A 13,885-nucleotide genomic window follows, 5' to 3' on the forward strand; every position below is an offset into this window, starting at 1 on the left:
TCAGTCAAGGTTTATTTGAGACTACCACTCTTTTTGCGAAAGTCGAAGCGGACGATACTGTGCGCACTGATTCATCTCCTGGAGCGAAGCACATGAATATCTTCATCACCGGCGCGAGCGGTTTCATCGGCGGTTCGATTGCAGCGGGCCTCGTGCGCGACGGCCATCGAGTGCGCGGACTCATTCGCCGGGCAGAGCAAAGCGACGCGCTCAGCGAGGCCGGTATCGAGCCGGTCGTCGGCAGCCTCGACGATGCCGCCCTGCTCGCCGCCGAAGCGCGCGCGGCCGATGCCGTCATCAATGCAGCCAGCAGCGATCATCGTGGGGCGGTGGAAGCGCTGATCGGCGCGCTTGGAGGTTCGGACAAGCCGTTGCTGCATACGAGCGGATCGAGCATCGTCGGCGATGCGTCCGGCGGCAAGGCGTCGGACGCGATTTATACGGAGGACGCGCTGCCGGAGCCGACCGCCGACAAGGCGCCGCGCGTCGCCATCGACAATCTGGTGCTGGATGCCGCCAAGCGCGGCGTGCGCTCGGCCGTGCTGTGCAACACGCTGATCTACGGTCACGGCGCCATCCCGGACACGGCCAGCGTGCAGCTGCCGCGCCTCGAGCGGCAAGCGAAGAAAAGCGGCGTCGTGCGGCATGTGGGGCCCGGCCTGAACATCTGGTCGAACGTGCATATCGACGATGTGGTCGACGTTTATCGGCGCGCGCTCGACAAGACGCCCGCAGGCACGTTCTATTTCGTCGAAAGCGGCGAAGCGCAGTTCCGCGACATGACGGCGGCAATGGCGAAGGCGTTCGGCCTGCGCGGACCGGAAGACTGGCCGCTCGAACAGGCGATCGAAGAATGGGGTTACGAGATGGCGTCTTACGGCCTCGGCTCGAACAGCCGAGTGCGCGGGGAACGCGCGCGCAAACTGCTCGACTGGCAGCCGAAGCGCACGTCGGTCATCGAATGGATCGAAAAGGAAATGGTCCGCTGATCCGGAAGTGCCGAACGCGCGGCGAAATTGGCTTGACCAATTTCGCCGCGTTTCCGTTGGTCTTACTTCAACGCGCTGGCGAACTGCTCGATATCGGCTTCGGCCATGCCCGACTTCTGCGCGGATTCGCGGATCTGCTTCCACGTAGTCGGATCGATGGGGACGCCGTTCGCGCGGCGCTCCGCGCGGCGCGCTTCTTCCGGCTCGCCCGGCGCATAGATCGCGTCAATGCCCTCGGCGCGCGGCGATGCCTTCATCCATTCGAGGAACGCTTCGGCTTCGGCCTGAGCGGCGGGGGCGTCGAAGGCGTTGGGATCGAGAATCACGGACGTCATGCAGTTCATGATCGCGCTCGTTTTCTCCAGCGTGCTTTCGTGCGTCGTATAACCGCCCGAGAGCGCTCCGCCGAAAATCTCGCACAGCGCGGCGAGGCCCGATCCCTTGTGCAGACCGAACGCGGTCAACGAGCCGAATGGCTGCTCATGCATGACCTTGGGTTCCACCGTCGGCCGGCCTTCGTGGTCGAGCAGCATGCCGGGCGCGACCTGCACGCCCTTGTTGTAGGCGACACGCGTCTTGCCGTAAGCGATTCCGGCCGTCGCAAAATCGAGCACGAGCGGGTTCTTGCCATCACGCGGATACGCCGCGCAGAACGGATTCGTGCCGAAGCGCCGGTCGATGCCGCCGAACGGCGCGACGAGCGGATCGCCCGCCACGTTCACGAAATGGAACGACACGAGCCCGGCGTTCGCGCACTGCTCCGCCCAGTGTCCGATACGCCCGATGTGATGCGCGTTGCGCAGGCCGACCGCGCAGACGCCGAACTTCTTCGCGCGCTCGATGCCGTACTCCATCGCCTCGTAGGCGACGACTTGCCCGAAGCCCTTCCGGCCGTCGACGGTCAGCACCGCGCCGGCGTCGCGGACGATTTCCGCGTGCGTGTTCAGTTGCAACTGCCCGTCCCCGAGCGACGACACATAGCGCGGGATCATCCCGACGCCGTGCGAGTCGTGTCCCGACAGGTTCGACATCACGACGTGATCGGCGACCAGTTCGGCTTCGCGCGGCGCGCTGCCGGCGCGTTCCCAGATCGCGCGGACATAGGCGTGCAGCGTATCGGCGGCAATGCGTTGTTCGGGTTTGCTGGTTTCGTTCATTGCGACTCTCGTCTCCTTGATCGATTGCGGATTTCGACGCTTTCTTGAGAAGCGCGCGGCCTATCACTTTACAGACGATCAACTGGCCTGACCAGTTTGTTTTTGAGAAATCGCTGAAAACGGCGAAAAAACGCCCGCTCGTGGCGGGCGTCGTCTTTCGTCAGGACGGTTTGCCGGTCAGGGCGCGGCAGCGATCACTTCCGCTACGGCCGCCGTCAGCTTTCTGGCGTACGGCACGTGCAGAAACTCGTTCGGGCCGTGCGCGTTGGACTTCGGCCCGAGCACGCCGCACACCATGAACTGCGAGCGCGGGAAGCCTTCCTTCAGCGTGTTCATCAGCGGAATGGTGCCGCCTTGGCCGATATAGGCGACGTCCGCGCCGAAATGACGAAGCGACGCGTCGTTCAGCGACGACGCCAGCCACGGCGCAAGCTCCGGCGCGCTCCAGCCCGTGGCCGCGCCGGCTTCGGGCTTGAACGTGACCTTCGCGTTATACGGCGGATCGAGCTCCAGCAGCGATTTCAACTGGGCAACGGCTGCGGTCGCTTCGACGAGCGGCGGCAGGCGCAGCGACAGTTTGAACGCCGTGCGCGGCGCGAGCACATTGCCGGCATCGGCGAGCGGAGGCAGTCCGGCCGCGCCCGTCACCGTCAGCGACGGACGCCACGTCGAATTGAGCAGCGCTTCTCTCGGATCGGTGGTGGTCGGCAGCACGGTGCCGCCGTCCTGGCCGCAACTCCACGGCAGCTTCTTCCAGACATCGTCGCCGAGGATGTGCGCCGTCGCTTCGGCTTCCTTCAGCCGTTGCGCGGGAATCGGACAATGGAAGTTCTTCGGCAGCAGGTTGCCGGTCGCGGCGTCTTCCAGCCTTTCGAACAGTTGCCGCATGATGCGGAACGTCAACGGCGCGATGCCGCCGTAGCCGCCCGAATGCAGGCCCTCTTCCAGCACCTGCACTTCGAGATCGCCCGCGACGAGGCCGCGCAGCGACGTGGTGAGCCACAGTTGGTCGTAGTTGCCCGCGCCCGAGTCGAGGCAGATCACGAGGCCGACATCGCCGAGCCGGTCGCGCAAGGCGTCGATGTACGGCAACAGGTCGTAGCTGCCCGATTCCTCGCACGTCTCGATGATGCCGACGCAGCGCGGCCGCTCGACGCCCTGCGCATCGAGCGCCGCCAGCGCGGTGATGCTGGCGTAGGTCGCGTAGCCGTCGTCGGCGCCGCCGCGGCCGTAGAGCTTGCCGTCTTCGAGCTTGGGCGTCCAGGGGCCGAGATCGCTGCGCCAGCCTTCGAATTCCGGCTGCTTGTCGAGGTGCCCGTAGAGGACGACGGTTTCCGCGCTGCCCGATCGCGTCGCGGGCGCTTCGAAGAAGATGACCGGCGTGCGGCCGGAAAGTCGCACGATTTCGACCTTCAGCCCCTTCACCGGCTGCGTCTTCACCCAGTCGACGGCGTCCGTCACCACGCGCTCGATGAAACCCTGACGCGCCCAGTCGGCGTCGAACATCGGGCTTTTCGCAGGCACCGCGATGTAGTCGGTCAGCGCGGGAACGATCTCGTCGTCCCACTTGCGATTGACGAATTCCTGCAGTGCGGACGAATCGAGCCGTACTGCTTCTTCATGTTGTGTGCTGTCGCCAGGTGTCATGACAGAGGTTCCATGCGGGCAAACCTCCATCATAGACGGGAATCTTTACGATTCGCGTGCCGTCTTGTCGTATGAACAATGCGCCGGTTCGTCAGCGACGACCGGTGACGACGAGCGGCGTCCCCGCCAAATTCGCGCTGATGGCCTCGTCCGTGAACGGAAAGCGCTGCCACTCTTTGCCGGCGAAGAGGCGCGTCGCGTCGCCGAAGTGCGGCGAGGCCGGGTCGTCCGATTCGGCGGGCGCGAGCAGCGTGTCGGCTTCGACGCCCTGCGGCCCGTTCTCGGTGAACGTGACGACTTGCAGATAGCTGTCGCCCTCGCCGTTCGCGTCCATCGCATAGCCCTTCGCGTCGAGCGGACGCCCCGCGCACACGACCGTGAAATAGCCCGCTTCGTCGCAGCCGCCGAAGAGCGGAATGCGCGCGCCGTCGCGCACGGTGTAGAGGAGATCGCCGCGACGCGAATCGAGAGCGAAGCCGTGCAGCCGCAGCGCGAGCGCCGCGCCGCCGAGCGCCTGCCGGATCTCCTGAACGACGGCAGGATCGCGGGTGTTCAGCCCGCTCGGCGTCGTCAGCGGGCGGGACGGATCGAAGCGCGTCGCGAAGAGACGCTCGGGCGGGATGCGCATCAGCCGCTGCCACAGCTCGTCCCACAGATTCGCGCCCCGCGCGTCGATATCCGCCGTGCCGTTCCACTTGCGCAGCACGTCGCAGGCGTCGTTGAGCGCGCTCGCGGCGTCGCCGGGGGCGCAGACGGCGTCGAGCAGCGGCTGTCGATACAGCGTCTCCGACATCGATCTCGCTTCCAGCACCGCCGATTCCACCGCTTCCCGCGTGACGCCGCCGCTTTCCCGCTGCAGCCGCGCGGCAAGCTGATGCCCGTAGCGCGTGCGCAGCGACTGTTCGTAGCGCGCCACGCCCGCGATGCGCGGATAGCCCGAAAGCGGCACGTTCGCATTCGTGAGCCAGTAGCTGTCGTTGAAGTTGCCGACGTAGTCGCCGCGCGCCGCGCTCGGCATCTGATCGACGGGGAGCATTCCCGTCTGCGTCCACGCGCACGCGCTTTTCGAACCGTCGAGGAACGGCACGCCGGGCATGCGGCCCGCCAGCGCACGGCCGGCGGGCGGCGTGCAGGCATCAGCGAGGGCGTCCGGCACGCCGGGAATGACGCCGATGTCGGCGAACCACGCGCGGGCATCGCCACGGCCGATTGCGAACGTGTTGGCCCACGGAATCGCCGCGTAGCGCTTCTGGATGGCGATGAAATCGTCGAGCGAACGCGCCTGGTTCCACGCGAAGAAGTTTTCGAAGCTGCGCACGTTGTTCGCGTTGGCGTCCGCGAGCGCGTAGGCGCGCTGCGCGTTCCAGCCGAGCGCGGCGTTGAGCGGCGACAGATCGACGACCGGCCCGAAGCGCGTGCGATACAGCGTGCGCGTCACCGGTTCCAGCGAACCGTCGGCGCGGCGCGCGCGCACGGTGAGCGGCACGGGCGTCATCGGCTCGGTCGCGCCATCGAACCGGTAGCGCGTGGGATCGGCGGGATCGAGCGTCAGTTCGAAGATGCCGAAGCGGCGCGCGGTGGAGACCGTATGCGTCCACGCGATGTTCTCGTTGAAGCCGAGCACGATCAGCGGCACGCCGAGAAACGAAACGCCCGCCGCGTCGAGCCGGCCGGGGATCGTGAGATGCGCCTGATAGAAGCGGTCCGGGCCGCGCCAGAACCAGTGCGGATTGCCGAAAAGAATGCTGCGCTTGTCGCGCGTGATCGGCGCGCCGAAGGCCAGCGCATTGCTGCCGATGCCGGGCAGATCGCCGACGGCGTAGCGCAAGTCGTTCGCATCGCTCGATACCGCCGCCCCCGCCCTCTGCGGATGCGCCGCTGCGATCGCCTGCACGAATCTTGCCGATCCGCCCGCCAGATTCGCCGCGATCAGCCGCCGGCAGATATCGTCCGGACCGATTTTCGCGACCCACGGCTGGCCCCGGCAGGCCGCGTGCGCGCCGGGGAAATTGCCTGCGTCGAGATCGGCGAGATAACGGTCGTAGCCCGCGGCGAATCCGTCGATGAGACCGCGCAAGTCCGGCGGTTGCGCGGCGCGATAGCGATCGACGGCGGTCTCGTCATCGACAAGGCGGAAGAAGAAGTCGGAGTCCAGATTGCGCGGCTGGCCGAAGATCGACGCGTTCGGGGGACGCGCGTCGGCGCCGAAATGTTCGGACCGCTCGCCGCGCCAGGTGACGAAGCCATCGGCGAGCGAGCACAGATTGTCCTGTGCCTGCGCGTAGCCGTAACCGTAGCCGAGGCTGCCCCAGTCGCCGGCGCGAATGTGCGGAATGCCCGATTGCGTGCGGCGGATTTCGGCGCGATACGGCGCGTCGTCGGCGCGCTCGGACGCCTCATTCGACGCGGCGCAGCCAGCGAGCATCGCAATGGCGAGCGCGCCGAGCATCGCACGCCTGACGGTCTCATTCATCGGTCACGGTCCTTTGGTCACGGTCCCTTTGATCGTGCGGTCGGGTGGTAGCACGGGCGGGTTGTCGGCCAGTATCGCACCGTGCGGCGCGCGTGCACCGCCAAAAGCTAGCCGCGGACGGTGGCCGCCTCGCGCGTCAGCAGCAATGCATCGGCGAGTTGCACAATGGGAGCGTGCGTGCGCCAAAGCGAGAAAACGACCTTGTCCAATGTAATTGCCGACTCATCCGCCGACGATCCACGCCCGGCGCCGCCCGAGCGCCCGTCGCCGGACGATTGCTGTCATAGCGGCTGTCATCCGTGCGTCTTCGATCGCTACGACGAAGCGCTCGAACGCTACGAACAGCAATTGCGCGCGTGGGAAGCGCGGCATGCGCCGGGCGCGCACGGATAGCGGCCGGCCATTCGAGCGTCCCGCAACGCACAGCGCTATCCTTGTCGTCCTTTCGACAAAAGGACCATCGCGGTCCGCACAACGCCAAGGAGCGCAAGACCATGTCCCTTTCGATGTATCGCGCGTCGATTCCGGTTTTCATTCGCGGGCTGGAGGTTTGCGCGTCCCTGCTGCAAAAAGGCGCCGCCTTCGCCGATGAAAAAGGCCTCGCTCACGCGGATGTCATCGGCGCGCGCCTCGCGCCCGACATGTTGCCGCTCGCCGCGCAGGTCCAGCGCGCCAGCGATACGGCGAAGCTCTCCGCGCAACGCCTGTCGGGCGTCGAAGCGCCGCGTTTCGAGGACGACGAGGACAGCTTCGCGGCATTGCAGGAGCGCATTGCGAAGACCGTCGCGTATCTGAAAAGCATCGACAAGGCCGCGCTCGCCGATAGCGAAACGCGCACGGTCACGCTCAAGTTCCCGGACTTCTCGCCATCGTTTTCAGGCGTGGACTATCTGCTGGGCTTCGGGCTGCCGAACTTCTACTTCCACGTCGTGACGACGCACGACATCCTGCGCCATCTGGGCGCGCCGATCGGCAAGCGCGATTATCTCGGCGCGCTGAACTGAGCGTCAGCCTGAAGCGTCCGGCGCTCGAGGCGACTCACGCCCCGGCGCGCGCCGCGATCTGCTTGCGCCAGCCGGCCAGGATGCGCCGCGCGAGCGCGTCGTAATCGCCGCCGAAGTGGTGATCGCCGGGCAGCTTCACCACTTCGACGCCCGATTTCGTGAGCGTCGGGCACAGGGTATCGTCTTCTTTTTCGCCATAAATGCACTGGACCATCGCGGGCGGCAGCTTCGCCAGTTCCGGCTTGACCTTCAGCGCTTTCCCGCTCGCTTTCATGCCGAGCCAGCCCGTTACGCGAATCTGAAAATCCGCCTCGGGCGCGAAGCCCATCAGCGAGACATAGGACACCTGCCCGCGCACCGCATCGGGCAGGCGGTTGTACGCGAACGGCATCACGTCCGCGCCGAACGAATAGCCGACCAGCGCCACATGGCTCGTATGCCAGCGCGCGTTGTACGTGCGAATCACGCGCGCGAGATCCGCTGCCGTTCGTTCGGGCGACTTCTCGCTCCAGAAATAACGCAGCGAGTCGATGCCGATCACCGATACGCCATCACGCTGCAGCGCGAGCGCCATCGTCTTGTCGAGGTCGCGCCAGCCGCCGTCGCCGGAAATGACGATCGCGAGCAGATCGGTTGGCCGCGCGGCGCGCAGTTCGATGAGCGGCAGATCGGAGACATCGTTATCGACGGGTGCGTCGGGCTTCTTCAGATGCGGCGCCGTCATTGCGACGATCGCATCGGCTCTCGCGCGGCCCGGCTGCAGCGCGGCGCGTTCCATGAAACCGGGCAGCCCCTTCATATGGATGATCGTCGGATCGGGCGGACAGGGCTTGAAGCGCGCATCGAGCTGCGCATCCGCCGCCAGCGACACCGCGCCCGCCACCGTGTTGTCGGGCGCCTGCGTCAAGGCCTGCTCGCTCACCATCGCGCCTTGTCCCGTGCCCGCGAAGATCGGCGAGAAATAGCGGCTCGTCTGCACCGTGCGTTCGAGTTGATGGCTCATGTCCTCGGCATCGCCGACGAGGTTGTGGCACGTCTCCTTCTTCTCGGTCGCGAGGCGCGCGGCATAGCGAGGCGTATCGACGCCGACGACCATGGCGCCTTTGGCGGCGAGCGCATCGGCGGCCTGCGTATCGGCGGGACTCCAGCCGGTTTTATCGGAGAACAGGACGACGAAGCCCGTCAGTTCGCCTGCCGGCTTCGTGAGCGTCACCTGCCCGTAGCGGCCGCCCGCAATGGTGGTTGCGTGCGCCGCGCCGAACATCGACATGCCGCACACGGCGGCTGCCGCGAGCGCCGCCAGTTTCTTGCAAGAATGAATCATGAACGCCAGCCTCCCGCCAGCAGCGAAAGGTCCGCCAAAGTGAAAAATACGCCGACCGAACCGGATGCCGCCAGATAGCGCGGCTCCCAGTGCGGCTGAAACTTGCTCTTGAATCCGCGCAAGCCGCGGAAGTTGTAGAAACGCCCGCCGAAACGCCATACCAGCCCTGCCAGCCGATGCCAGTGCGACGCAAGCGGCGTCGGCTCCATCCCCGAAAGCGGTGCGATGCCGAGCGACAGCGAGCGGAACCCGGCTTCCTTCAGATGCAGCGCGAGCTTCGTGAAGAGGTACTCCATCGCATACGGCGATGCATCCGCGACATGGCGCATCACGCCGACGGTCGCTTCGGTGTTGAGGTCCGTCGTCATGAACGTGACGAACGCGACCGGCGCGCCCTGCTGGCGCACGAGCAGCACGGATTGCGCCGCCAGATAGTCGTCGTTGAACGCGGCAACCGAGAAGCTCTTCTCGCGCGCGGAGCGGCTGTCGAGCCAGGCGTCGGAAATCTCCCGCAGCATCGGCATGCATTCGGCGATGCGCTCGGGACCGATCAGCTCGGTGTCGAAGCCGTCGCGTTCGCCGCGCTTGAGCGCATAGCGCAGATGGGCGCGGTGCGATCCCTTCAGGTCGAAATCCGACAGCGCGACGTGCGCTTCCTCGCCGAGTTTCATGAGCGTGAGGCCGGCGTCGAGATAGAGCGGCAGCGCATCGGCGCGCACCTGATAGAAGGCCGCGCGGCCGTTATGCCTGTGCGCGAGCGCGACGAACTCGCGGATCAGCCCCGCCCACTCGCTGCGCGGGCCGACGGGATCGTGCAGCGCCGCCCACGTGCGGCCGTGCTTTGCGTACATCAGGAAGACTTCGCGCGATTCGGAGAAGAGGAAACTCTTGTCGCCCATCATCGCGAGGCCCGCGTCGCTGCGCTCCTGTGCGCGAAAGATGCGCGCGGCATCGGCGAGGTCCTGCGGCGCGGGCTTCACGAAGCGGCCCGCCGCCGGACGCAACAGTTGCCACACCGCGAACGCCGAGGCGAACAGACCCGCGGCCAGCGTCGCCCGCAACGCACGCGGCGCGCGCTCGTCGAAGGCGAATTGCCACCAGAGGTCGGTGTCGTACGGGACGTCGCGGAAAGCGAAGAACATGATCCACACGGCCACCGCCATCACCATGCCGACCGAGAACAGCCACGTCAGCGTGAAGCGTTCCGCAAAGAGCGATGCCCGCCGATTGAAGCGCTCGCGCGTCGCCACGAGCAGCACGATCAGGAACGCGAGCACGCCCGCTTCGATGAAGGCCAGACCCTTTGCCAGCGACAGCGCGAAGTTCGCCACCGCGAGGATCAGCGCGAGCCACCACGCGGCGTCGAGCCGGCGCATCAGACCGCGCGCGACGAACAGCAGCAGCACGCCGAGCACGCTGCCGAGCAGTTGCGAGCTTTCGAGCACCCACAGCGGCACGACTGTCTGCAGCAACGCGATGCGCATCTTGAACGCGGGCGTCGCGCCGGAGATCACGAGCATCGAGCCGGCTGCGAACGTGACGATCGCGAGAAACAGCGGCGCAAGCTGCGATACGCGATGTGGATGCAGGAACGCGAAGCGTCCTTTCAGCGCGCGGCCTTCGAACGCGGCCATCACGCCGGCGGAGAGGATCAGCGGCAGGCCGAAGTAGATGGCGCGGTACGCGAGCAGCGCGGCAAGCACGTCGGGCGTCGCGACGTCGCGGCCGAGCGCGAAGACCATCGCCGCCTCGAACACGCCGACCCCGCCCGGCGTATGGCCGATCATGCCGAGCAGCATCGCCGCCGAGAAGACCGTCATGAAGTCGCCGAGACCGACGTGCGTGCCCGGCAGCATCGCCCAGAGCGCGAGCCCTGCGCCGAAGACATCGAAGATGGCGAGCGCCGTCTGCGCGATGAAATCGCGGCGCGTCGGCACGTTGAACGCGAGCCACTTCCAGCGGGAACGCAGCGTCCGCTGCTCCCGTCCGCAGAACACGAGCATCGCGGCGAACACGGCGAGCAGCGCCGCGCCGATCGCACGGAGCGTGGCAGGGGAAAGATGCATCATGCCGGCGAGCGTGCCCGCCGAAGCGACCATGCCGACCGCCGTCATGAATGCGAGCGACAGCGCGAGCGTCACGCCCGTGAACACCGACAGACGGCCCACTTGCGCGGGGGTGACGTCGGCTGCGCCGTACACGCGGCAGCGCACCGCACCGCCTGTCAGCGCGCCGAAGCCGGTGACGTTGCCGAGCGCGGAACCGACCGTCGCACCGACCCACAGCAGCGAGCGCGGCACGGTCGCGCCGATATGACGCAAGCCGATGGCGTCGCGCCCGACGAGCGCGGCAAAGCTGAGCGCGGTTGCGAACAGCGCGCCGCCCCACGCTTGCGGCGTGAGCAGACGCAGCGAACGGACGACCGACTTGTAATCGACCGAATGGGACAGGTGCTGAAAGACGACCAGCAGCAGCGCACACACGACGACCGTCAGCGCGGGCGTCACGAAGCGCTGCAGATCGGCGGGGGTGCCTTCGGAATTTCCGGGCGTCGAGTGGGCGCGAAGCCGTGCGAACAACTTTCTGCGAGACATGCGTAGTGTGAACCTGCTCGCGCCGCTGCCTGACGATGAAACCGCCGGCTGCTGCGCCAATCGTTGTGTGGGGCCGCGTGTGATGCACAGTAGGAGCGGCTTCGGCTCTTCGCCGTTGCGCTCGCACCGTATGAAACGTTCCGCAGTAGGAAACGTCTGTATAACGGCTACGGTTGACCCGACTTGACTGCTATCGCGTGATCCGTCGTTGCCGGGAGCGATGGCTGCTCCCGGAGGTAGCGCATCGCGGATCAGCGACGCACAGACTAAGCGAAACCCGCTCACGGAGGCTTCGGATATATGAGAAAAACTGTCGCAAATGCGTTAATGGGCTGTTTCACGCTGGCGTTGGCGGGATGCGCGACCACGGACGACGCCCTACTCAAGACCGTGCCGATCGGCTCGGGCACGTCGACGCTGGCGACCTTCGATTTCGCCCGCTGCGTGAAGGACAGATGGACGCCGCTCGGCGGCCCGGTGCGCGAGTACGCACTCGGCACGGATAGCCAGGCGGTGTCGGTGAAAGGGGCGGGCGGCGCATCGGTGGTGCTCGTCGTCGCGCAACCCGCCGCGAGAGGCACCGGCTATACGGTCTATGGCGACATCGCGGCGAGCCGCTATGTGACGGCCACGCACGCGTGCGACTGACGGCTCGCGCTTACGAGGGCTTGCCGTTGCGCAGGTCCTCGCCCGCCAGATGCGTGCCGATGATGCGCCCGATCAGATAGCCGTCCGACGCGCAGGCGTTGGTGCGCTCCTTGCCGTTCCACTGGATTTTGTATTCGTCGTCGAGCGAGTGGACGGCGGACGCGTCGAACTTGCCGAGCTTGCGCCTGGTCAACTTGCCGGTGCCGCTGCGCATTTCCTCGCCGACGAGCCGGTTCCAGGTCAGCGCGTAGCCGTATCGGACGCCATCGGCGAACGCCTGGTTGTCGCAGACCTGCGCGGGCGGCGTCGCCTTGACGGTCATGCGATACCCGCTCGCCCCGCCCACGACGATGCGCTGTTCCGTCGGCCCCGGCGCGGGCGCGGCGGCCTTGGATGCCGCGGCAGCGGCGCTCGCCGCCCGTGCCGCCGATGCGGCAGAAGCGGCCGCGGCCGCGTCGGCACTGGCTTGCTGCTCGGGAAGGGGCGCGCACGCGCCGAGGGCGAACGCCGTTGAAATTGCCGCGAAACACGCGAGCGCCTTGCCGGCGCCTTTCATTCTGTTGACCATCGACCTGCTATTCACCTGCACTCATCCCGTCTTAGAAATAGTCCTGGCGTTACCTTACCATCCCGGCGGGCAATGCTCGGATTTTTGAGAATAAGGACAGACGCCGTCTGAAGACTCACGAAGCCGACGAGGTATTCCCCATCGGCATCTCGATTCCCCGCCGCGCCATCTCGACGATGAGAAACGTTCGCCGCGTCACGTGAAAGCGCGCGAGCAGGTCGCTCGAGTATTCCTTTGCGGTGTTTTCGCTGATATTCATCTTGCGCGCGATGGCCTTGTTCGACAGCCCTTGCAGCAGATAGCGCAGTGTTTCGGTGAGGCGCGGCGGCAGATCGAGCGATTCGATGGTCACGCCGGAATGCGTGGAAACCGGCTTGGGACTGTGGCCGCCCTTGCCGAGCACGGTGTTCGGCAGATAGACGCGTCCGTTGAGGATGGTCTTGAGCGCCTCGCGAAACACGCTCGCGCCCTGCTCGCTGCCCTTGGAGATGAATCCGCACGCGCCCTGGCGGATGCATTCGAGCACGGTATCGCGGTCGTCCTGCGCGGACAGCATGATGGTCTGAACCTCGCGCTCCTCCTCGCGTATCCAGTTGAGCAAATCGATGCCGGTCGCCTGGCCGCGCAGGTTGTAGTCGAGGAACATGAGATCGTACGAGTTCGCCGCGAGCTTGGCTTTCGCCTGCTCGAAGCCGTCGGCCTCGTCGATATCGAGCAGCGGCTCGTTCGCCAGGATGAGGCTTTTCATCGCGCTCCTGGTGAGCCCCTCGTCCTCCACCAGCAATACTGTTTTGAAATAGCCGTTTTCCATTGCGAGTCCCCGAGAACGCTTTCGATGTTACGCGCGCCCTGCCCGGCTTCCCATCCCTCCTTTCGAAGGGATACATGCGCGGGTATCCGAAAAACTCCGTAACTCCCCGCCGGAGCCGGGTTGGGCTGCGGCGGCGCAAGGTCGACACTGGGCGCATGACGAAGAGGAGGATGCCATGTCGCCCCGATCAGCCGATCACGAAAGCGAATTCGCGTTGTGGCGCATCAAGCGCGCACCCGCCGGCGGTTCAGCGCGGCGCGTCCTGATCGCGCACCGGGACAAGTCGATCGGCGATTCGCTCGCGCTGCAACTGCGAGGCAAAGGCCTGCAGGTCATTCATTCGCAGGATCTCGGCTCGGTGCGCTCGCTCGTGCACAGCTGGCGTCCGCAGGCACTCGCGCTCGATACGAGTCTCGACAGCGAATCGGGCTATGTGTTCATCCGCACGCTGCGCATGGATGCCGGCGTCACCGGGCGTCTGCTCGTCGCGATGAGCAACGTATGGCCTGCCGATTCCGTCGAATCGCTGAAGGACGCCGGCTTCGACGCGCATTGCCGCCGGCCGTGTTCGACATGGCGCATCGTCGATATGGTCGATGCGTTCTTCTCCACGCCCGTTGCCAGGTGAGCGCCATGCACTCGACGAACGCGTGCCGCTGCGTCGAAGCGC

Annotated in this window: 12 protein-coding genes; 5 read left to right on the forward strand and 7 right to left on the reverse strand. The window is 66.2% G+C overall.

Features of this window, described 5'->3' with window-relative positions:
* Window positions 1-92 precede the first annotated feature (92 nt).
* The gene (locus tag P9255_RS06645) at window positions 93-989 is read left to right on the forward strand and encodes an NAD-dependent epimerase/dehydratase family protein (protein ID WP_309766153.1); all 897 of its coding nucleotides are present in this window, start codon (window positions 93-95) and stop codon (window positions 987-989) included.
* Window positions 990-1,051: 62 nt separating this feature from the next.
* Here P9255_RS06645 and P9255_RS06650 read toward each other — a convergent pair whose 3' ends face one another.
* The 3 genes from P9255_RS06650 to P9255_RS06660 all read right to left on the reverse strand — a co-directional run bounded on the left by P9255_RS06650 (window position 1,052) and on the right by P9255_RS06660 (window position 6,266).
* A complete protein-coding gene (locus tag P9255_RS06650) occupies window positions 1,052-2,146 on the reverse strand; it encodes a malate/lactate/ureidoglycolate dehydrogenase (protein ID WP_309789269.1) in 1,095 nt (364 codons plus the stop codon).
* A gap of 177 nt (window positions 2,147-2,323) precedes the next feature.
* Window positions 2,324-3,793, reverse strand: coding sequence for a M20 family metallopeptidase (locus P9255_RS06655; RefSeq protein ID WP_309789270.1), 1,470 nt, complete (start codon window positions 3,791-3,793; stop codon window positions 2,324-2,326).
* Between the two features lie 91 nt (window positions 3,794-3,884).
* A complete protein-coding gene (locus P9255_RS06660) occupies window positions 3,885-6,266 on the reverse strand; it encodes a penicillin acylase family protein (RefSeq protein ID WP_309766156.1) in 2,382 nt (793 codons plus the stop codon).
* 201 nt (window positions 6,267-6,467) lie between these two features.
* Here P9255_RS06660 and P9255_RS06665 point away from each other — a divergent pair, with 201 nt between their 5' ends.
* Window positions 6,468-6,659 (forward strand): oxidoreductase-like domain-containing protein, encoded by a 192-nt coding sequence (locus P9255_RS06665; protein ID WP_309766157.1) that lies wholly within the window; start codon window positions 6,468-6,470, stop codon window positions 6,657-6,659.
* 101 nt (window positions 6,660-6,760) lie between these two features.
* Entirely contained in the window at window positions 6,761-7,270 is a 510-nt protein-coding gene (locus P9255_RS06670) for a DUF1993 domain-containing protein (RefSeq protein WP_309766158.1), read from the forward strand.
* A 34-nt stretch (window positions 7,271-7,304) separates the two neighbouring features.
* On the opposite strand, the gene P9255_RS06675 is transcribed toward P9255_RS06670, so the two are convergent.
* Both P9255_RS06675 and mprF read right to left on the reverse strand, forming a co-directional pair.
* Window positions 7,305-8,594: a virulence factor family protein gene (locus tag P9255_RS06675; RefSeq protein WP_404980272.1), complete on the reverse strand. Its 1,290-nt coding sequence runs from the start codon at window positions 8,592-8,594 to the stop codon at window positions 7,305-7,307.
* Entirely contained in the window at window positions 8,591-11,188 is a 2,598-nt protein-coding gene (gene mprF, locus P9255_RS06680) for a bifunctional lysylphosphatidylglycerol flippase/synthetase MprF (RefSeq protein ID WP_309766159.1), read from the reverse strand. Before mprF ends, P9255_RS06675 begins: the two co-directional genes overlap by 4 nt.
* Before the next feature lie 300 nt (window positions 11,189-11,488).
* Here mprF and P9255_RS06685 point away from each other — a divergent pair, with 300 nt between their 5' ends.
* Entirely contained in the window at window positions 11,489-11,836 is a 348-nt protein-coding gene (locus P9255_RS06685) for a hypothetical protein (protein ID WP_309766160.1), read from the forward strand.
* Window positions 11,837-11,846: 10 nt separating this feature from the next.
* Here P9255_RS06685 and P9255_RS06690 read toward each other — a convergent pair whose 3' ends face one another.
* The gene (locus P9255_RS06690) at window positions 11,847-12,392 is read right to left on the reverse strand and encodes a hypothetical protein (RefSeq protein ID WP_309789271.1); all 546 of its coding nucleotides are present in this window, start codon (window positions 12,390-12,392) and stop codon (window positions 11,847-11,849) included.
* 127 nt (window positions 12,393-12,519) lie between these two features.
* Window positions 12,520-13,215 (reverse strand): response regulator transcription factor, encoded by a 696-nt coding sequence (locus P9255_RS06695; protein WP_309766162.1) that lies wholly within the window; start codon window positions 13,213-13,215, stop codon window positions 12,520-12,522.
* A 175-nt stretch (window positions 13,216-13,390) separates the two neighbouring features.
* Between P9255_RS06695 and P9255_RS06700 the strand changes: the two genes are divergently transcribed.
* Window positions 13,391-13,843 carry a histidine kinase gene (locus P9255_RS06700; RefSeq protein WP_309766163.1) on the forward strand — a complete coding sequence of 151 codons (453 nt, stop codon included), beginning with the start codon at window positions 13,391-13,393 and terminating at the stop codon, window positions 13,841-13,843.
* Window positions 13,844-13,885: the final 42 nt, after the last annotated feature.

The organism is Caballeronia sp. LZ019 (genome assembly GCF_031450825.1).
Taxonomy (GTDB): domain Bacteria; phylum Pseudomonadota; class Gammaproteobacteria; order Burkholderiales; family Burkholderiaceae; genus Caballeronia.

What these genes read in the sequence shown, in the direction of transcription:
- P9255_RS06645 (WP_309766153.1), top strand. Translation starts at nt 93, where the DNA reads ATGAATATCTTCATCACCGGCGCGAGCGGTTTCATCGGCGGTTCGATT.
- P9255_RS06650 (WP_309789269.1), bottom strand. Translation starts at nt 2,146, where the DNA reads ATGAACGAAACCAGCAAACCCGAACAACGCATTGCCGCCGATACGCTG.
- P9255_RS06655 (WP_309789270.1), bottom strand. Translation starts at nt 3,793, where the DNA reads ATGACACCTGGCGACAGCACACAACATGAAGAAGCAGTACGGCTCGAT.
- P9255_RS06660 (WP_309766156.1), bottom strand. Translation starts at nt 6,266, where the DNA reads ATGAATGAGACCGTCAGGCGTGCGATGCTCGGCGCGCTCGCCATTGCG.
- P9255_RS06670 (WP_309766158.1), top strand. Translation starts at nt 6,761, where the DNA reads ATGTCCCTTTCGATGTATCGCGCGTCGATTCCGGTTTTCATTCGCGGG.
- P9255_RS06675 (WP_404980272.1), bottom strand. Translation starts at nt 8,594, where the DNA reads ATGATTCATTCTTGCAAGAAACTGGCGGCGCTCGCGGCAGCCGCCGTG.
- mprF (WP_309766159.1), bottom strand. Translation starts at nt 11,188, where the DNA reads ATGTCTCGCAGAAAGTTGTTCGCACGGCTTCGCGCCCACTCGACGCCC.
- P9255_RS06685 (WP_309766160.1), top strand. Translation starts at nt 11,489, where the DNA reads ATGAGAAAAACTGTCGCAAATGCGTTAATGGGCTGTTTCACGCTGGCG.
- P9255_RS06690 (WP_309789271.1), bottom strand. Translation starts at nt 12,392, where the DNA reads ATGAAAGGCGCCGGCAAGGCGCTCGCGTGTTTCGCGGCAATTTCAACG.
- P9255_RS06695 (WP_309766162.1), bottom strand. Translation starts at nt 13,215, where the DNA reads ATGGAAAACGGCTATTTCAAAACAGTATTGCTGGTGGAGGACGAGGGG.
- P9255_RS06700 (WP_309766163.1), top strand. Translation starts at nt 13,391, where the DNA reads ATGTCGCCCCGATCAGCCGATCACGAAAGCGAATTCGCGTTGTGGCGC.